Annotated in this window: 18 protein-coding genes and 1 pseudogene; 9 read left to right on the top strand and 10 right to left on the bottom strand. The window is 70.2% G+C overall.

The window, feature by feature from the left end:
• A partial coding sequence (locus E1295_RS41270; RefSeq protein WP_220449146.1) for a WD40/YVTN/BNR-like repeat-containing protein occupies positions 1–2,325 on the top strand: 2,325 nt, incomplete at its 5' end.
• Positions 2,326–2,342: 17 nt separating this feature from the next.
• Here the strand turns inward: E1295_RS41270 and E1295_RS41265 are convergent.
• Positions 2,343–2,738: an NUDIX hydrolase gene (locus E1295_RS41265; protein WP_132639642.1), complete on the bottom strand. Its 396-nt coding sequence runs from the start codon at positions 2,736–2,738 to the stop codon at positions 2,343–2,345.
• A gap of 74 nt (positions 2,739–2,812) precedes the next feature.
• Here E1295_RS41265 and E1295_RS41260 point away from each other — a divergent pair, with 74 nt between their 5' ends.
• Genes E1295_RS41260 through E1295_RS41250 form a run of 3 tightly spaced genes read left to right on the top strand, consistent with a single transcriptional unit; the run spans position 2,813 to position 5,180 of the window.
• Complete coding sequence (locus tag E1295_RS41260; RefSeq protein ID WP_166427666.1) at positions 2,813–3,439, top strand: DUF6758 family protein; 627 nt, start codon at positions 2,813–2,815, stop codon at positions 3,437–3,439.
• 52 nt (positions 3,440–3,491) lie between these two features.
• On the top strand, positions 3,492–4,208 hold the full coding sequence (locus tag E1295_RS41255; protein ID WP_166427665.1) for an MBL fold metallo-hydrolase: 717 nt from the start codon (positions 3,492–3,494) through the stop codon (positions 4,206–4,208).
• Positions 4,209–4,262: 54 nt separating this feature from the next.
• Positions 4,263–5,180, top strand: a complete 918-nt coding sequence (locus E1295_RS41250) for a RecB family exonuclease (protein ID WP_132639640.1) — start codon at positions 4,263–4,265, stop codon at positions 5,178–5,180.
• Here E1295_RS41250 and E1295_RS49400 read toward each other — a convergent pair.
• On the bottom strand, positions 5,177–5,314 hold the full coding sequence (locus E1295_RS49400; RefSeq protein ID WP_166427664.1) for a hypothetical protein: 138 nt from the start codon (positions 5,312–5,314) through the stop codon (positions 5,177–5,179). The two genes, E1295_RS41250 and E1295_RS49400, sit on opposite strands and share 4 nt — an antisense overlap.
• Between E1295_RS49400 and E1295_RS41245 the strand changes: the two are divergent.
• Positions 5,262–5,516: pseudogene (locus tag E1295_RS41245) on the top strand (RNA-guided endonuclease TnpB family protein); the annotation flags it as partial. The gene E1295_RS49400 and the pseudogene E1295_RS41245 sit on opposite strands and share 53 nt — an antisense overlap.
• Positions 5,517–5,597: 81 nt before the next feature.
• On the opposite strand, the gene E1295_RS52710 reads toward E1295_RS41245, so the two are convergent.
• The 3 genes from E1295_RS52710 to E1295_RS41230 all read right to left on the bottom strand — a co-directional run bounded on the left by E1295_RS52710 (position 5,598) and on the right by E1295_RS41230 (position 8,853).
• On the bottom strand, positions 5,598–5,807 hold the full coding sequence (locus E1295_RS52710) for an oxygenase MpaB family protein (RefSeq protein ID WP_425465397.1): 210 nt from the start codon (positions 5,805–5,807) through the stop codon (positions 5,598–5,600).
• Between the two features lie 13 nt (positions 5,808–5,820).
• Positions 5,821–6,711: an alpha/beta fold hydrolase gene (locus tag E1295_RS41235; protein WP_132639638.1), complete on the bottom strand. Its 891-nt coding sequence runs from the start codon at positions 6,709–6,711 to the stop codon at positions 5,821–5,823.
• A 324-nt stretch (positions 6,712–7,035) separates the two neighbouring features.
• Positions 7,036–8,853, bottom strand: coding sequence for a DEAD/DEAH box helicase (locus E1295_RS41230; protein WP_220449145.1), 1,818 nt, complete (start codon positions 8,851–8,853; stop codon positions 7,036–7,038).
• A gap of 361 nt (positions 8,854–9,214) precedes the next feature.
• Between E1295_RS41230 and E1295_RS41225 the strand changes: the two genes are divergently transcribed.
• A complete protein-coding gene (locus E1295_RS41225) occupies positions 9,215–9,859 on the top strand; it encodes a ferritin-like fold-containing protein (protein WP_132639636.1) in 645 nt (214 codons plus the stop codon).
• Between the two features lie 368 nt (positions 9,860–10,227).
• On the opposite strand, the gene E1295_RS41220 is transcribed toward E1295_RS41225, so the two are convergent.
• The 5 genes from E1295_RS41220 to ligD (E1295_RS41200) all read right to left on the bottom strand — a co-directional run bounded on the left by E1295_RS41220 (position 10,228) and on the right by ligD (E1295_RS41200) (position 13,257).
• The gene (locus E1295_RS41220) at positions 10,228–10,458 is read right to left on the bottom strand and encodes a DUF3107 domain-containing protein (protein WP_132639634.1); all 231 of its coding nucleotides are present in this window, start codon (positions 10,456–10,458) and stop codon (positions 10,228–10,230) included.
• A gap of 90 nt (positions 10,459–10,548) precedes the next feature.
• Entirely contained in the window at positions 10,549–11,169 is a 621-nt protein-coding gene (locus E1295_RS41215; protein WP_166427663.1) for a TetR/AcrR family transcriptional regulator, read from the bottom strand.
• A gap of 122 nt (positions 11,170–11,291) precedes the next feature.
• Positions 11,292–11,501: a hypothetical protein gene (locus E1295_RS41210; protein WP_246080991.1), complete on the bottom strand. Its 210-nt coding sequence runs from the start codon at positions 11,499–11,501 to the stop codon at positions 11,292–11,294.
• A 32-nt stretch (positions 11,502–11,533) separates the two neighbouring features.
• A complete protein-coding gene (ligD, locus tag E1295_RS41205) occupies positions 11,534–12,406 on the bottom strand; it encodes a non-homologous end-joining DNA ligase (protein ID WP_132639630.1) in 873 nt (290 codons plus the stop codon).
• A complete protein-coding gene (ligD, locus tag E1295_RS41200; RefSeq protein WP_246080989.1) occupies positions 12,403–13,257 on the bottom strand; it encodes a non-homologous end-joining DNA ligase in 855 nt (284 codons plus the stop codon). The genes ligD (E1295_RS41205) and ligD (E1295_RS41200) overlap by 4 nt, the downstream gene beginning before the upstream one ends.
• 120 nt (positions 13,258–13,377) lie before the next feature.
• Between ligD (E1295_RS41200) and ku the strand changes: the two genes are divergently transcribed.
• The 3 genes from ku to E1295_RS41185 all read left to right on the top strand — a co-directional run bounded on the left by ku (position 13,378) and on the right by E1295_RS41185 (position 15,910).
• Positions 13,378–14,247 carry a non-homologous end joining protein Ku gene (gene ku, locus E1295_RS41195; RefSeq protein WP_132639626.1) on the top strand — a complete coding sequence of 290 codons (870 nt, stop codon included), beginning with the start codon at positions 13,378–13,380 and terminating at the stop codon, positions 14,245–14,247.
• Between the two features lie 619 nt (positions 14,248–14,866).
• The gene (locus tag E1295_RS41190) at positions 14,867–15,172 is read left to right on the top strand and encodes a hypothetical protein (protein WP_132639624.1); all 306 of its coding nucleotides are present in this window, start codon (positions 14,867–14,869) and stop codon (positions 15,170–15,172) included.
• Positions 15,173–15,619: 447 nt separating this feature from the next.
• Complete coding sequence (locus E1295_RS41185; protein WP_132639622.1) at positions 15,620–15,910, top strand: hypothetical protein; 291 nt, start codon at positions 15,620–15,622, stop codon at positions 15,908–15,910.
• The last annotated feature ends 678 nt before the right edge of the window (positions 15,911–16,588 follow it).

Below are 16,588 nucleotides of genomic sequence, written 5' to 3'. Positions count from 1 at the left end.
CGCCCCCAGGGATCGAGCGGCAGACACCACAGGGGCCCGGCCCCGGCAGCCATGCGCAGGGCCGGCCCCGTACGCCGCGGCAGCAGGGTGACCCCCATCGTGTTGTCCGTGGCCGCGGCGGTCCTCGTGGCCGCCGGGGTGCTCGTGTGGCAGTGGAGCGGCGAGGAGACCCCCGGCCTGCGCCTGGAGGCGGGTACGGGCCGTTCGGGCGACGAACTGTTCACCGTTCCCGCGGCCGGCGACGGCGTCAACCAGAAGCTCAACGACATGGCCTCGGCGGGCCGCGCGGTGGTGGCGGTCGGCAGCGACACGACGAGCCCCACGCCGCGCCCCCTGTTCCTGTTCTCGCCGGACGGAGGCAGGACCTGGCAGCTCGGCCAGGTGAGCGGCGTCTCCACACCCACGGTCCAGCGGGTGGTCGGCGGCGACGGGCGCTGGCTGGCCAGCGGCGGCGACGGCTCGTCGGGCGAGCGCGGCCTGTGGACCAGCACCGACGGGTTCAGCTGGACCGCCGTCGAGCGGCCGGGCCCTGACGCGTTCCGTGCCGGTGACCACATCCACGACATCGCGCGTACGGCCTCCGGGTTCGTCGCGGTGGGGCGTACGACGGGGGAGGACGGCGGGTCCGGGGCCGCGGCCTGGCGCTCGGACGACGGCGCCCGCTGGGAGCGCGTCGAGACAAGGGGGCTGGAAGTACGCGAGATCAGAGCCGTGGTGGCCAAGGGCGACACGGTCGTGGCCATCGGGCAACCCGCGGTCGGCGAGGGATCGCGGGTGCTGCGCTCGGCCGACGGCGGGCGTCACTGGCAGGCGACCGGCTTCCAGCTCCCCGAGGCCCTGCCGCGTACCGGCACGCTTGGCCTGCTGCCCAAGCAGTTCGTCCTGGTGCCGACGCGGCAGCGCACGGTCACGGGAGACGTACGCGTCTACTGCTCCCCTACGGGGGCGCAGTGGAAGCAGTGCGGCACCATCGGAGGTCTGAGCGGCGAGAGCCCCGGCGTGGAGTCGCTGATCTCCCACAAGTCCGGCGTCGCGGCGATCACGCAGGCGGGCCTCGGCAAGTACACCGTGCTGACCAGTACGAACGGCAGCGACTGGGACAAGCGGGCGGATTTCGCGGACCTGCGCGGTGCGACGTTGCGCGGGTTCACGATCTCCGACGCCGGCACCCTGTTCGCGGGCGGCGACCAGGCGGCGTCCGACGTCGACAACCAGCTCGTGCTCATGGCCGCGCCCGCGCGCGGCGAGGCGACGCGCGTCAAGCTCGGCGAGGTCGAGGGCCTGGCGCGGATCGCGCGCGAGACGACCGCGCTGACCAGCTTCTCCGGCAGGTACGTCGCCGTCGGCGCGGCATCCGGCGACGCCGGCCTGTGGACGATCAAGAACTGGCAGAACTGGAAGTCGATGAGCCTCGGCGGGCCGGGCAGGCAGTCGCTGGAGGACGTCGCGCACGGGGAGCGGGGCTGGCTGGCGGTCGGCGCCACCGAGACGAACGTCGCCGTCACCGACCCTCTCCTCGTGACCTCCGCCGACGGCGAGAGCTGGAAGCGGATCGAGGTCTCCGGCGACCTGGCCCGCGAGCGGGACCATCCCTCCCTGACGACGCACGTGGTGACGTCCGGCGACCAGGGGTACGTGCTCGCGGGCGAGTCCAAGGACCAGGCGGGCGTGACGCGGGCGGCCCTGTGGTTCACTCCTGACCTGCGCAAGTTCACCAGGTCGGACAAGCTGCCGCAGGGCGGCTCAGGCGTGCGCATCCACGACGCGGTCGCCAGCTCGGACGGCTTCGTGGCCGTGGGCGGCTCGGGCGCGGCCGACCAGGAGAACAGCGTCGTGTGGCATTCGGACGACGGAGTCAACTGGACCGCCCGCGATCCGGTGTCCCCGCCCGACGCCACCTCGGCCGGGCTCCGGCGGGTCACCTCGTACCAGGGCAAGCTGGTGGCGATCGGCACGGCGCTGGTCGACGGCGCGCGGCGGGCGTTCGCGGCGGCCTCCGACGACGACGGCGCCACGTGGCGTACGGCCTGGCTGCCCGCGGAGCAGGCGGCGGCGGTCTACGACCTGGCGGCGGCCGATGAGGGCCTGGTGGCGGTCGGCTGGCACGGCGCTCCCGGCCAGGGCGACAGCGCGGCCTGGACCTCGCAGGACGGCCTGTCGTGGAACCGGATGGCGCTGACGAAGGACCGGCTGGCGGGGCAGGGCATGCAGTGGTTGTCGGCGGTGGCGGTCTCGCGCGCGGAGGTCGTGGCGCTCGGCCGGTCCACGACGTACAACGCCGACCATCTGATCCTGTGGACCTCCAGCCTGTCGGCCAGCAGGTAGGGGTGCGGGCGCCTCGCTCAGCGGGGCAGCACCCCCCAGCCGGTCAGCGTGTCGAGCAGGCCCTCCGTGAGCGGCAGCCGGGCCAGCTCGTCCGTGCCGCACCACCGCACGTCGGCGGCGTCGTCCCCGGCCGCTGGGGTCCCGCCGGTGACGGCCGCGAGATAGTCGCGGATCACGTACGTGACCCCGCTCGGTCCTGGGCGTTCCACCGTGCCGGCCAGGCGGCCGACCTCCACGTGCAGTCCCGTCTCCTCCATGACCTCGCGCCGCAGGCCTGCGGCGTCGCTCTCACCGGGTTCCAGCCTGCCTCCGGGGACGGACCACAGGCCCATGCCGGGCGGATGTCCACGCTGCACAAGGAGAATTCGGTCATCAGCATCGAAAATCACCGCACCAACGCAATTTACGCGCACATGACCAAGATTACGACGAGATAACGAGAAGTGCCCTTGACGCAACGCCGCGACAGGAAGCACCGTGGGTAGCTGTGAGAGCGGCTGCAACCTGCCCACGGTGTTTTGGCCGGCTTCACGAGCCGAGCGCCTGGTCGAGTGCGTATCGATGCGACACGCACGGGGATGTCCTGCCCTACCAGCCTCCGTGGCCGCCGACCGGTACGGCGCTGGAGGCCATCCGCAAGAGCTCCGTCGTCCCCGTGTGGCTGCCCTGGCCGTTGCCGGCCGGGTGGCTGGTGACCGGCTTCGGCGAGGTGGGCGACCAGCGCACCGGCGCCCGCGCCAGCGTGGTGGCGCTGAGCGGGCCCTCGCTCACTGAAGGACCTGCCGACCTGCTCGTCATCGCGGAGGAGCCGGGCATCGGGCTGGGGGCGGCCTACGCCGGGCTCGACGGCCCCGACCCGGGGGCGGGGTTCGACGCCGGCCCGCCGAACGCCAAAATTCAGGTGCTCGGCCACCCCACCGCCCTGTGGTGCGTGAGCGGGCAGGCCGACCGCGCCGTCTACGCAGGCGAGGCGCTGGGCAACTGGCTGTGGACGATCATCTGGCCGGCCGATGCCGGTTGCCTCATCGCGTTGTCCGAACTATCGCTGATCGACGCGCGGGATCACGACCTGGATGTCCCTTTCGGTGCGTTCTCTCCCCGCCTCGACACCTAGGACGGCCAACGGCGATTCGCGCTCTCCTGTAGACGGGCTAGAGTTCGGAGACGTGACAGCGCGTATCGAGCGAGTGGTGACCGAGGGCGTCGTCGACATCGACGGCACCGAGCACAAGGTCGAGAACAACACCTGGATCGTGGGTGACGACGACGAAGTGATCGTCATCGACGCGGCGCGTGACGCCGAGAAGATCCTTGAGCAGGTCGGCGAGCGGGAGGTGCTGGCCGTCATCTGCACGGCGGGCCTGCCCGACCACGTCGGCGCCTCCATCGAGGTGGCCAGCAGAGACGAGGCCGTCGTCGCCCTGCACCCCAAGGACAAGCCGCTGTGGCGGGAGACCTGGTCGGAGACCTGGCCTGACATCGACATGGAGGACGACGGCGTCTTCGAGGTGGCCGACGTCCAGCTCGACGTCATGGAGACCCCTGGCGTCTCGCCCGGCGGCGTGTCGCTCTACTGCGAGGGGCTCGGAGCCGTGTTCACCGGCAAGGCCCTGCAGGCCGACGGCCCCGGCAAGCTGGGCGGCGAATATCCCGCACTGGCCGACCAGCTGACCTCGATCGGCGGGCGGCTGTTCACGCTGCCCGGCGAGACGCGGATCCTGGCCGCCCACGGCGACGAGGTCACGGTCGGCGACCTGGAGCCGCACTTCGACGACTGGGTGTCCGGGTCGCTGACCCGCGTCGACACCGAGCCGGCAGACGACGGCCCGCTCACCGACGGCACCAAGATCTCCGGCATCCGCCTCGGTCCCGGCAACGAGTGAGGCCATGAACAGGGTGGGCCGGTTCCGCCCGCCGCCCTCGCGGGGCGGGAACGGATGAACACGCAGCTTCCGCTGGAAGGGATGCCGCGGCGGCTCTACTCCTGCACGCCGTCGCGGCTGAACGCCTGGCTCGACTGCCGCCGCCGCTACCGGTTCACCTACCTGGACCGGCCGCAGCCGTCCAAGGGTCCCGCCTGGGCGCACAACAGCGTCGGGGCGAGCGTGCACAACGCGCTGGCGGGCTGGTGGCGGGAGCCGTACGAACGCAGGACCCCGCTGACGGCGGCCGTGCTCCTCACGAACGGGTGGATCACCGAGGGGTTCAGGGACGCGGAGCAGTCGGGCCGGTGGCTGGGGCGCGCCCGCGACCTCGTGTCCGGATATGTCGCGACGTTAGATCCTTCTGACGATCCGGTCGGCGTCGAACGCACGGTCGCCACCCGCACCAAGGTCGTCGCCCTGTCCGGCCGCATCGACCGGCTCGACCGGCGCGGCGACGAACTCGTCGTGGTCGACTACAAAACCGGCCGCCGCCCGCTCACCCAGGACGACGCCCGTTCGTCGCTCGCCCTGGCCGCGTACGCCATCGCCGCCTCCACCATGATGCGCACGCCCTGCCGCACGGTCGAGCTCCACCACCTGCCGACCGGCGAGATCGTGCAGTGGCGGCACACCGAGGAGTCGCTCACCCGCCACCTGCGCCGCGCGGAGGAGATCGCGAGCGAGGCCGCCGAGGCCGACGAGCGTTACCGCGACGTCGTGGGCGCGCCCCCGCGCAGACCCGCGGAACGCCCGCCCGCAGCGTCCACCACCAGACCCACCACTGGGCCCGCCGCCGTCCCGCCGGAGGTGGATGAGATGTTCGCGCCCACGCCCGGGCCGATCTGCTCCTGGTGCGACTTCCGCCGCCACTGCCCCGAGGGGCAGGCCGCCGGGCCCGAGCGCCGCCCCTGGGACGGGCTCGCCGACTAGCCCGGACCGGTCAGTCCCCTGAGGCCTCTGCTCACGTCGTAACCGGCGGCGCCGAGCCGCTCCCTGGAAGCCCGCAACATCCGCAGCCTGGCCCGCGCCATCTCCGACGCCTCCTGGCGGGAGATGCGCGGCATGCTGGAGTACAAGGCCGCCTGGTACGGGCGCACGCTCGTGGCGGTGGACCGCTGGTTCCCCTCCTCCAAGCTGTGCTCGGCGTGCGGGGCCCTGCAGGAGACGATGCCGCTGAACGTCCGGGAGTGGATGTGCGCCTGCGGCGCGGTCCATGACCGGGACGTGAACGCGGCCAGGAACGTGCTCGCCGCCGGGCTGACGGAGAGCTGAAACGCCTGTGGAGCTGGTGTCAGACCTCAACGAGAGTCCTCTCGGACGGGCAACCGGCGATGAAGCAGGAACCCCTCACGGGCGACCGTGAGAATCCCCCTCGTTCACGAGAGGGAGGATGTCAACGCCAGCCTGAACGCCCTTGGATGCCGTGCCGCGCACCCGCCTGCCGATCTCGCCGGCCTCCTCCGGGCTGCCGAACGTCACGCGGCCCACGAAGTCGGCGGTGCGGCGCAGGCGGCCGAAAGGGTCGTCCTGGAAATCGGAGTTTTGCCACGCCCCCATGGTGAACGCAGAATTACACGGCGCTGGACCTCGTGTCCAAGTAATGCTTCTCGGCCGCGTTCCAGAACCTCACCAGCGCCGCGGCCGTCGTCTCCGGCGCCTCCACGGCGGGGGAGTGCACGGCGCCCGGCAGGACCACGGAGTCGGCTCCGAGCCTGGCCGCCATCTCCGACTGCGCCTCCGGCGGCCACCCGTCGTCGTGCTCGCCGAACAGGACGAGCGTGGGCAGCTCGATCTGGCGCAGCTCGTCGGTGCGGTCGCGCACGGTCAGCACCTGCTCGGCCATCCGCGACAGGCCGGTCGGCGAGTTGCTGACCAGCCGCTTGTGCAGGAACTCCCTGATGTCGTCGGACACGTCGGCGGCCAGCGCCTCCGGCTCGAACCTGTGATGCCACAGATGCTCGAGGCCCAGCGTGGGCACCTCTTCGGTGATCTTCCTGGCGTTGCGTGCCCGGCGGCCCTCGATGGGCCCGGGGCCCGAGCTCATCAGCGTGAACGACGCGAACTTCGTCACCCCGTCGATCACCGCCTCCCTGGCCACCAGCCCGCCGAAGGAGTGGCCCACCAGGTGCACGGGCTCGCCGCCGCCGACGACCTGGGCCAGCGCGTCGATGTCGGAGCCCAGCGCGGCGCAGGTGTAGGCCGTGGGGTCGGCGGGGCCCGGAGTTTCGTACTGTCCGCGCAGATCGACGGCCACCACCCGGCGGCCGGACTGGGCCAGCGTCATCAGGACCGCGATGAAGTCCTCCTTGCTGCCCGTCAGGCCGGGGACCAGGAGCGCGGGCCAGCGCTCGATCACACCACTGACCGGAACCGCCTCCAGGACCGCGAACGTGCCCTGTGGCGTTTCCGTCTTCTGTGGTGCGACGCCAGGCGGCAGGTCGAGGAATCGCGGCGTACTCACGTGGGGCAACAATACCCAGAGGTCAGCGCCTCGACACCGCCATGGCCAGGACGCCGGTGCGAGTTCCGGGGAACGGGAACCGGGGGCCGTCCCCCCACATCCCCGTGCCGGGCGCTGAGCGGGTCGTGGGGTCGCCCGCGTACGTGGACGGGCTCATCGGGTCACCGGGCGGCCGCGCCACGCGCAGAGGCCCTCACGGCCCGCCGCGCGAGAGCCGTCCGTACGGACTCGTGCCGGACAGCCGTCCGGGGACCGTCTCCGCGCATGGAAAAGCGCGCACCCGTTCGGGGTGCGCGCTTTCGCCCGCCGTGTCAGCCGCCGGGGTCAGCCGACGCGGCGGCGGTTGCCGCCACCCCCGTTGCCTCCACGGGGCCCGCGCCGCTGCTGCTTGCGCTCGGTCGCCGCGGACGGGGCGATGTCGTCGTCGTCCGTGGCCAGGTCGGGCGACTGGAAGATCACCGTGAACGGGCTGGGCGGGATGATGCGGTCGGGCTCCTTGCGCGCCGGTGGCGGCGGCGTCGACAGGAAGCTCGGCTCCGGCTCGGCCGCCGCGTGCGTCGCCGGCTCAGGCCGGGCGACGGGCGCCACGGGAGCGACCGGCGCGGCCTCGGGCTCGGGCGTCGAGCCGTTACGAGTGTCCGGTGCGGAACCGGAGTCGCCCTCGGACTTGGCGGACCGGCGCGAGCGCGCGGGCTTGGCCGGCGCCTCCGGAGCCTCGGCCAGCGCCTGCTCGATCGCCGTGGACGCCGCGCCCCTGCGGGAACGGCCCCGCTTCGGCTCGGCGGCCTGGACCTCGTCCGCCGAGAAGATCGCTGGAGTCTCCTCCGTCTGGCTCTTCACGGTCTCGGCCTCCGTCGTCTCGGCGGGTGCGGTCTCCGCCAGCTCTCGCCCGCCGCGGGTGCGGCGGCGCTGGCGCGGCGTGCGGGCTGGGCGTTCCTCGCGCTCGTCGCGGCGGCGTCCGCCACGCCCGCGGATCCTGCCGGTCTCACCGAGGTCCTCGATGCGCTCCGCCGACAGCCCCGCGCGCGAGCGGCTTCCGTGCGGCAGGACGCCTTTGGTGCCCTCGGGGATGTCGAGCTCGGTGTAGACGTGCGGTGAGGTGGAGTAGGTCTCCTCGGGCTCGGCGAAGTCGAGCCCGAGCATCTGGTTGATCATCTTCCAGCGGGTCAGCTCCTCCCACTCCACGAACGTGACCGAGATGCCCGTGCGCCCGGCCCGGCCGGTGCGGCCGATGCGGTGCACGTAGGTCTTGTCGTCGGTGGGGCAGTCGTAGTTGACCACGTGGGTGACGTCGTCGATGTCGATGCCGCGGGCCGCCACGTCGGTGGCGACCAGCACGTCGATCTTGCCGTTGCGGAAGGCCCGCAGCGCCTGCTCCCGCTGGCCCTGACCGAGGTCGCCGTGCACGGCCGCGACCGCGAAACCACGCGTGTCGAGCTGCTCGGCGACCATGTCGCAGGCGCGCTTGGTCTCGCAGAAGACCATGGTGAGCCCGCGGCCCTCGGCCTGCAGCAGCCGGCCGAGGATCTCGATCTTGTCCATGCGGTGCACGCGCCAGACGAGCTGGCGGGTCAGCGGCGTGGTCTCGCCCTCGCCGCTTTCGAGTTCGGCGCGTACGTGCGTCGGGCGGTTGAGGTATTTGCGCGACAGCGCGACGATCTCGCCCGGCATGGTGGCCGAGAACAACATCGTCTGCCGTTGCGCCGGGATCAGTTTGAAGATCCGCTCGATGTCGGGCAGGAAGCCGAGGTCGAGCATCCGGTCGGCCTCGTCGAGCACGAGGGTGGTGACCTGGGACAGGTCGAGATGCTTCTGCTTGACCAGGTCGAGCAGGCGGCCCGGGGTGCCGACGATGACGTCGACCCCGGCCTTGAGCGCCTCGATCTGCGGCTCGTAGGCCCGCCCGCCGTAAACGGTCAGAACCCGGGAACCGAGCTTGCCCGCGGCGGTGACGAGGTCTTCGCTGACCTGGACGGCCAGCTCGCGGGTCGGTACGACGACCAGCCCGCGCGGCTTCTTGCGGTTCTTGCGCGGCTTGCCGATGCCCTGGAGCATGGCGATGCCGAACGCGTAGGTCTTTCCCGTGCCCGTGCGTGCCTGGCCGATGAGGTCCTGGCCGCTCAGTGCGAGCGGGAGTGCCATTTCCTGGATGGGAAACGGTGCGACGATGCCCTCGGTCTCAAGGGCATCGGCGATCTCTGGTGTGACTCCGAGGTCTCGGAAAGTCGTCAGCGTGGCCTGCCTCAGTCTCAAATGAAGGCGGGCCTGCCGGGACCGACGGGCGGAAAACAGCCCCCGTGTCGTGGGTCCTCGCGGTAGAGCCAGCCCTCTCGCGTCATCAGCGACCGCGCACCCGGGGAACGGGGGTCAATCGGGGGAAACCCCCCGAATTTACACAGTGCGGTCGCACTTTCACAGAGCAGTGTACTCGATACCACAACGCTGGCCGAGCTTGCATATGTTCCCGAAGATTCCATGAGCCCCGCAAAGTACGCTGCCATCCATGAAGGAGTCTCCTGGAGTCGTCGATCTGCTCGGTGTGCTGGCCTACGCGGAGTTGAGCGCCTACGCGCGAATGACCGAGGACGCCGCGTCCCTCGCGCCCTCTCTCACCGACCGGGCGGCGCTCAGCGAGCTCGCCGTCACCGAGTTCGCCCATTTCCGCCTGCTGCGCGACCGGCTGGCCGAGCTGGGCGCCGATCCCGCGGAGGCGATGTCGCCGTTCGTCGCGGCGCTGGACGCCTGGCACGCGCAGACCCGGCCGGCCGACTGGTTGCAGGCGCTGGTCAAGACGTACGTGGGCGACGGCATCGCGCTCGACTTCTACCGGGAGGCGGCCAGGCACCTCGACCCGTCGATCGCCAAGCTGGTCGATGAGGTGCTGGTGGACGAGGGACGGTCGAAGTTCGCGGTGGAAGGGGTGCGGGCGGGCATCCAGGCCGATCCGGCGGTGAGCGGGCGGCTGGCGCTGTGGGCGCGGCGGCTCGTCGGCGAGGCGCTCAGCCAGGGGCAGCAGGTGGCCTCGGCGCGGCCGGAGCTGGCGCTGCTGCTGATGGAGTCGGCCGGCGAGGGCCACACGGACATATCCCGACTTTTCGCGAAACTGACCGAGGCTCACAACAAACGGATGGCGGCCATGGGCCTTTAGGTCAGGCGCGTTGTCGGCATCGGGCGGCGCGCGGGCACGCAACGGTTGTACCGTGCCAGTCATGAGGGCCTCGCGCCGCTACCGTACGATCTCGACGAGATGCAGGCCGGAAAGCTGGACTCCGCGGGCAGTGTTGCGGAGACAGAGCGCCGTCTGCCCGGCCACGGAGCCGAGGCGGCACACCGTGCCCCGGCCGCGCAGGCCCAGGGGCTGCCGGTTCGGAAATCCCCCCGCCCGAAGGTGAGCCGCCCAGGGTGAACCGCCCGCCTGGGAGGAGCCGCCCGGGCGAGGGGGTGAGCCGAGCCAGGAAAGCGAGCGGTGTGCCTGCGCCGGGGCACGGCGCGTGCGCCGCACCCCGCTCACAGGTTCTAGAGCGTGCCGCCGAAGCCGACCGGCCTCGACTCGTCCTCACCGATCTCGATGAAGCCGAGCGCGGCGACCGGCACCACGATGCGCCTGCCCTTGCTGTCGGTGAGGGTGAACACACCACGCTCGACCGACAACGCGTTTCTGATCTCCTCCTCCACCTGCTCGGCGGTGAGGTCGGTTTCGACAACGAGCTCGCGGTGCACGGAACGCACGCCGATCTTGACTTCCATCCTGGCTCCCTAGTCGACGGGGCTGGCTCACTCCCCATGGTGACCGTTCGTACCGGCGGCGACCGCCGCTGATCGCGCCCAGCGAACGGGTTATGCCGTACGCGGAAAACCGCTGATGCCGCGCCAGGCGAGCCGGGCCATGAGCTGCTCGGCCGCGTCCTTCGGGATCGAGCCGTGCGTGGTGACCCAGTAGCGGGCGCTCACCTCCGCCATGCCGACCAGGCCGACACCGAGCAGGTGCGCCTCGTCGCTGGTGCACCCGGTGTCCTCCTGGATGACCGCGCTGACCATCTCGGCGCACTCCCGCAACGACCGCTCCACCCGCTGACGGACCGGCGCGACGTTGCGCAGATCGGACTCGAAGACCAGCCGGAATGCCTCGCCCTGGGTGGAGACGAAGTCGAAGAACGCGCTGAAGGTGGCCTGCACCCGGAGTTTGTTCTCCTGGGTGGAGGCCAGCGCCTCGCGGCACCGGTTGACCATGTCGTCGACGTGGAGGTCGAGCAGCGCCAGATAGAGCTCCAGCTTGCCGGGGAAGTGCTGGTAGAGCACCGGCTTGCTGACGCCTGCCCGCTCGGCGATCTCGTCCATGGCGGCCGCGTGATAGCCGTTCTCGACGAACACTTCCTGCGCGGCGCTCAGCAGCTGCCGGCGTCGGGCGAGTCGGGGCAGCCGGGTGCCCCGGGGCTTCGCGTCCGGGGTTGCGGTCACGCGGGTCTCCATAGGTCTCTCAGCGGGGCTGTGCGGACATCCTACGGGCGCGTCGACGAGCGCTCGGTGACGATGGTCACCGACCAGCCGGCTTCGCGCAGGGTCATCGCCGTGGAGCCGGCTCAGCGATAGCCGTCGTCGTCGTCGAGCTCCACGACGCGGTCCTGGTCGGCCGCGTCGGCGGGGTCGACGTCGAGCGGCAGCTCGCTGCGCAGCCTGCCGACGGGGCGGATCTCGCGCTGCTGCTCGGCGGCGTCGGCCTCGGGCGTCTCGATCGAGCGCTCGTCCTCCGCCTCGTAGGTTTCGTCCCCGCGGATGTCCATCTCTGACATGTGGTCCCCCTCTTGGTGTGGACGCGTCCAGACTACGCCCGGCTGAAAAGGTCGCCGCGTTTCTCCACTCTGGCGAGTACGTCAGGCGCCGTGAACACCAGCTCCTCGGGACGCTCGCAGCTCTCGACCTCCTTCCACAACAGGGGTGTCGAGACCGTCGGCCGCTCCCTGGCCCGCAGCGAGTACGGCGCCACGGTCGTCTTGGCCGGGTTGTTCTGGCTCCAGTCGATGAACACCTTGCCCGGCCTGGCCTTCTTCGCCATCACGCTGACGATCTCCTTCGGCCGCTCCTTCTCCAGCAGCTGGGCCAGCCGTTTGGCGAAGGCGGACGGCTCCTCGCGGCAGTCCCAGCCGGCGTACAGCTGCATGCCCTTGTTACCGCTGGTCTTCGGCACCGCGACGAGCCCTTCGTTCTCGAGCACGTCGCGGAGCAGCAGCGCCACGCGGCAACACTCGACGATCGTGGCGGGCGGCCCCGGGTCGAGGTCGAACACGAGCGTGTCGGGCGGCAGCGCCTCCCCGTCGTCGTCGACGCGCCACTGGGGTACATGCAGCTCGAGCGCGGCCAGGTTGGCGTAGTAGACGAGGGTGGGCAGGTCCTCGACAACGGCGAAGTCGATGCTCTCGCGGTTCTTGGTGCTGCCGGGCGCGGGCAGGTTGACCCGTCTGACCCAGTCGGGGGTGTGCTCGGGGGCGTTCTTCTCGAAGAAGGACTGGCCGCTGACGCCGTTCGGGAACCGCTTGACGGTCAGGGGCCTGCCGGCGAGATGCGGCAGCAGGACGGGGGCGATGCGGCTGTAGTAGTCGATGACCTCGGCCTTGGTGAAGCCGTAGTCGGGATAGAGCACCTTGTCCAGGTTGCTCAGCGCCAGCTCGCGCCCGTCGACCTTGACCGGCACCTTCATGGCGTCACCTCCGAGGGGAGCTTGTCGGGGCGCAGCCCGCGCCACACGGGGTGCCGCAGCCGCTGCTCGTCGGTCCACATCGTGTAAGCCACCTCCCCGACGAGATCAGGCCTAACCCACCGATTCCGCCACGGAACCTCGTTGCAGAACGGGCTGCGCGCGACCTCCAGCGGGCGCAGCCGGTCGTGGAGATCATCCAGTACGGCGTCCGTGAACCCCGTGCCGACGTGCCCCACGTACATCAGCCCGGCGTCGGTGAACACGCCCATGAGCAGCGAGCCGATCCCGCCGGCCCGGCGTCCCTTGCCGGGCTTCCAGCCGCCGATCACCACCTCCCTGGTGCTCAGGTTCTTGACCTTGACCCACCAGGGGGAGCGGGTGCCCGGCCGGTAGGGCGCGTCCAGCCGCTTGGCGACCACACCTTCCAGGCCCTGCTCGTACGTGGCCGCCAGCAGGTCGGAGTCGCCGGGGAAGCACGGGGGCGCGCCGACGTCCAGCTCGTCGAGGAGCGCGCGGCGCTCGCGGTAGGGCAGGTCGAAGAGCGGCATGCCGTCGAGGTAGAGCAGGTCGAACGGCATGTACGTGACGGGGTGCCGCTTGAGCGCGGCGGGCTCCGGGTCGGTCTGGTGCATCCGGTGCTGCAGCCGGACGAAGCTGGGCCTGCCCTTCGGGTCCAGTGCCACGACCTCGCCGTCGATGATCGCGTTCTTCACCCCGAACTCTGAAATGAACCCCGGAATCTCCGGATATCGCCGCGTGTACTCGACCCCGTGCCGCCCCGTCACCCGTACGCCGCCCTCGATGTGGACAAGAGCCCGGATGCCATCCCACTTGACCTCAAGCCCGTACATGTCACGATCGGAGGGCAGCTCTCCCGGTACGGCAAGCATTGGTTCGACCGGGTATGGCATTGGTTGCCCCATGACGGGTATGTGCCCATCGGTGGGCCGTTGAGTGCTGAGGAGTTGCGTATGCGCAGCATCTGGAAAGGTGCGATCTCCTTCGGGCTGGTCACCATCCCGGTCAAGCTCTACTCGGCGACCGAGCAGAAGGACGTGACCTTCCACCAGGTGCACCGCGAGGACGGCGGGCGGATCCGGTACAAGCGCGTGTGCACCGTCGACGGCGAAGAGGTCCCCTACTCCGACATCGCCAAAGGGTACGAACTGGCCACCGGCGAGGTGGTCGTGCTGACCGACGAGGACTTCGAGGGACTGCCGCTCAGCACCTCACGCCGGATCGACGTGCTCCAGTTCGCCCCCGCGGACCAGATCGACCCCATCTACTTCGCCAAGTCGTACTACCTGGAGCCGGACGCGCAGGGGGCGAAGCCGTACGTGCTGCTGCGCGACGCCCTGGAGAGCTCGGGCCAGGTGGCGGTGGTCAAGGTGGCGCTGCGCCAGCGGGAGTCGCTGGCCACGCTGAGGGTCAGGAACGGCATCTTCGTCCTGGAGACGATGCTCTGGCCCGACGAGATCCGCACGCCCGACTTCCCCTTCCTTGAGGAGGACATCGAGGTACGCGCGCAGGAGCTCAAGATGGCCGAGTCGTTGATCACCACCATGGAGTCCGACTTCGACCCGAGCGAGTACCACGACACCTACCGCGAGGCCCTGCAGGAGGTCATCGAGGCGAAGGTCGCGGGCAAGGAGGTCGTCGCCGCCCGCGAGGAGGAAGAGGAAGGCCCCGCCGTGGACCTCATGGCCGCGCTGAGGGCGAGCGTCGAGGCGGCCAAGAAGGAACGGGAAGGCGCTCCGGCCAAGCAGAAGAAGGCCGGAGGCGGCAAGTCCAAGGACGAGGACAAGACCGCTTCCAAGCGCAAGACCCGCAAGTCCGCGTAAGCCCGCGCCCCGGCTGGGGTCGAGAGCCGCCGGGGTGTGGCCGCTGGATGAGCCCGACGCGCGATCAGCGCTCCCGGCGTCCACGACAGCCTGGCGCTGGAACCGCTGATGCGGTCGATCCCCGCCTGTTCGCTCCCCACACAGTCCCGCGACGCCGCCAGGCCGGGTTCCAGCCGCCGTGGTGACAAGGGCCACGACCGTCCCCACTCGCGCACCTTCGCGCGCGGCCGTGGCATCACCTAGCACCCGCCGTGGGATCGAGTCCAGCCGGCACCTGGGGACGTCACCGATGGACCGTCCTGTGCCGGCAGGCTGCCGCCGGTTCGCCGAATGAGTGCTTCGGCGGAGCGGCCGGCCCGTCCGCACGGGCTGCCGGCGACCCTGTCATGATCGTTCACCAATTCGGACATAACGGATAATTCATGGTATTTCATTGCATAAATGTGTAATGGAAGCAATAACATTGTTAATGCCTAGCAAAATGGGGCGATAGCTGTTTGTCTCACCTCGTGGCGGAAATGACATTCCGTGGATGACTCTTCAGCAGGCGTCCAACACTGTTTTCTGTTTATCGGGAAACGCGAGAACGGGGCAATCGATCCTTTAGGGGGAAAACGCAATGCCCAAGCTCAAGAGTGCTATCGCAGGCCTCGCCATCAGCACGGCCCTGACCGGCGGCGTCGTCGCCGTTGGTGCGGCGACGACCTCGTCCGCCGCCGGTGCCGCCACCCAGGTCAGCACCGGCACCTCCGTGGTCGCGGGTGGCTGCCATGGCTGGTGGCGCTGCGGATGGCGCCGTCACCACCACCACAAGCTGCGGGTGAAGGTGAGGGTGCACAACAGGAACCGCAACATCAACAGGTTCCCGCGGCCGACTCCGACTCCGACGATCACCATCACCGCAACTCCTGCCGCAGAAGAGTAAGGTGACCCGCCGGACGGCGCAGGAATGATCGGTCGTCTTTCACGTGCGGTCTCCGCTCGCGGGGGAGTGGAATCGACCAGGTGAAATTCCGGCCCTCGGGGACGGCTCGTGCAATTCTCGCACGGTCCGTCCCCGAACAGCATTTCCTCACTTCGTTACGGCAATTCCTGGCGAGGGTTCCGCCGGCATCAGCCGCGGGGCCCTCGCCGTCGTCGTTCGGATGGTGGTCGGGTTCTCTTTGTCGCGCAGCATTGCTTAATGGCCACGTAGGTGTCTGTGGTTAGGAAAGGCTTGCTAATTCCCGTTAGATGGCGATTGTGTCGGATATATGCAGACTGCGGATGAGCCGTTAGCGGTGATTCCGTGCTGCTGCCCGGAAATCCGGTGGCTGCCGGTAATCCGGGTGTGCAGAGAACGGGGCAATCGATCCTTTAGGGGGAAAACGCAATGCCCAAGCTCAAAAGTGTTATCGCAGGCCTCGCCGTCAGCACGGCGCTGACCGGTGGCGTGGTCGCCGCGGGCGCGACCACGAGTGCTGCCAGCGCCGCCACCACCCAGGTCAGCGCGGGCACGTCCGTCCTGGCGGGCGGCCACTGCCACAAGCGCCGCTGCGGCTGGGGCTGGGGCCGCTGGGGCAAGTGGCGCCGCCACCACCACCACGGCCACGGCCGCATCCGGATCGTCATCATCAACCGGAACCACAACCACAACCGCTTCGACCACGACCGGTTCAGGTGACCGGCTCGCTCACGGTCTGAGCCCGTGGCGCATTCTTTCCGCGCCGCAGTAGGGGTCCGCTGAAAGCGACGTACTCCTGCGAGAAAATGAGTGCCCGCATTCGACGGGAGAGGCGTCACCAGAGAATCGACGCCCTTTCCACGAATGCGGGCACTCGGCGTCCCCCACCCCTGCAAGCACGCCGCCGGGAAGCGTGCCGGCAGCTCACCAGGTTGCGGGCACGATCCCGGAGCACGGACGCCCGGGAACAGGACGACCAGGTCGATGCGGGCCGCGTGATCGACTCCAGGACACGTGCCGTCGTCCGTACGGGCGTTCGTATGTCCGGCGCCCGGAGACGCGTCCGGACGCCTGGCGCACGGACGGCCGAGCACGAACCCGATACATGGCCGGCTGACGCTTCACCACGTACCCGCCGAACGACGTACCCGCCGAACGACGGCCCCGCAGACCCGGACCTCGCAGACCCATGGACCACGGCCCCGGGCCACGGGTCGGCAGACGCGGACTCCGCGATGTGCGCTGCCGGGTGTCAGGTGCGGCGTGGCCGTATGCCGGTTGCGCGGAAGCCGGCGGTCCCGACACGCCGGCACGCGGACTCCCGGGCACGCAGACGCGCCCGGCACGCGCGGTCCAGACCGCGGACGTACCCGCGAACGGGATGCGGGCGGGCGACGG

This window comes from Nonomuraea mesophila (genome assembly GCF_004352805.1).
Lineage (GTDB): Bacteria > Actinomycetota > Actinomycetes > Streptosporangiales > Streptosporangiaceae > Nonomuraea > Nonomuraea longispora.
The sequence above is the reverse complement of the archived record's forward strand: the minus strand, read 5'-3'. Positions and strand labels throughout refer to the sequence as shown.

What these genes read in the sequence shown, in the direction of transcription:
- E1295_RS41250 (WP_132639640.1), top strand. Translation starts at nt 4,263, where the DNA reads ATGAACACGCAGCTTCCGCTGGAAGGGATGCCGCGGCGGCTCTACTCC.
- E1295_RS49400 (WP_166427664.1), bottom strand. Translation starts at nt 5,314, where the DNA reads ATGCCGCGCATCTCCCGCCAGGAGGCGTCGGAGATGGCGCGGGCCAGG.
- E1295_RS52710 (WP_425465397.1), bottom strand. Translation starts at nt 5,807, where the DNA reads ATGGGGGCGTGGCAAAACTCCGATTTCCAGGACGACCCTTTCGGCCGC.
- E1295_RS41230 (WP_220449145.1), bottom strand. Translation starts at nt 8,853, where the DNA reads ATGGCACTCCCGCTCGCACTGAGCGGCCAGGACCTCATCGGCCAGGCA.
- E1295_RS41225 (WP_132639636.1), top strand. Translation starts at nt 9,215, where the DNA reads ATGAAGGAGTCTCCTGGAGTCGTCGATCTGCTCGGTGTGCTGGCCTAC.
- E1295_RS41220 (WP_132639634.1), bottom strand. Translation starts at nt 10,458, where the DNA reads ATGGAAGTCAAGATCGGCGTGCGTTCCGTGCACCGCGAGCTCGTTGTC.
- E1295_RS41210 (WP_246080991.1), bottom strand. Translation starts at nt 11,501, where the DNA reads ATGTCAGAGATGGACATCCGCGGGGACGAAACCTACGAGGCGGAGGAC.
- ligD (WP_132639630.1), bottom strand. Translation starts at nt 12,406, where the DNA reads ATGAAGGTGCCGGTCAAGGTCGACGGGCGCGAGCTGGCGCTGAGCAAC.
- ligD (WP_246080989.1), bottom strand. Translation starts at nt 13,257, where the DNA reads ATGTACGGGCTTGAGGTCAAGTGGGATGGCATCCGGGCTCTTGTCCAC.
- ku (WP_132639626.1), top strand. Translation starts at nt 13,378, where the DNA reads ATGCGCAGCATCTGGAAAGGTGCGATCTCCTTCGGGCTGGTCACCATC.
- E1295_RS41190 (WP_132639624.1), top strand. Translation starts at nt 14,867, where the DNA reads ATGCCCAAGCTCAAGAGTGCTATCGCAGGCCTCGCCATCAGCACGGCC.
- E1295_RS41185 (WP_132639622.1), top strand. Translation starts at nt 15,620, where the DNA reads ATGCCCAAGCTCAAAAGTGTTATCGCAGGCCTCGCCGTCAGCACGGCG.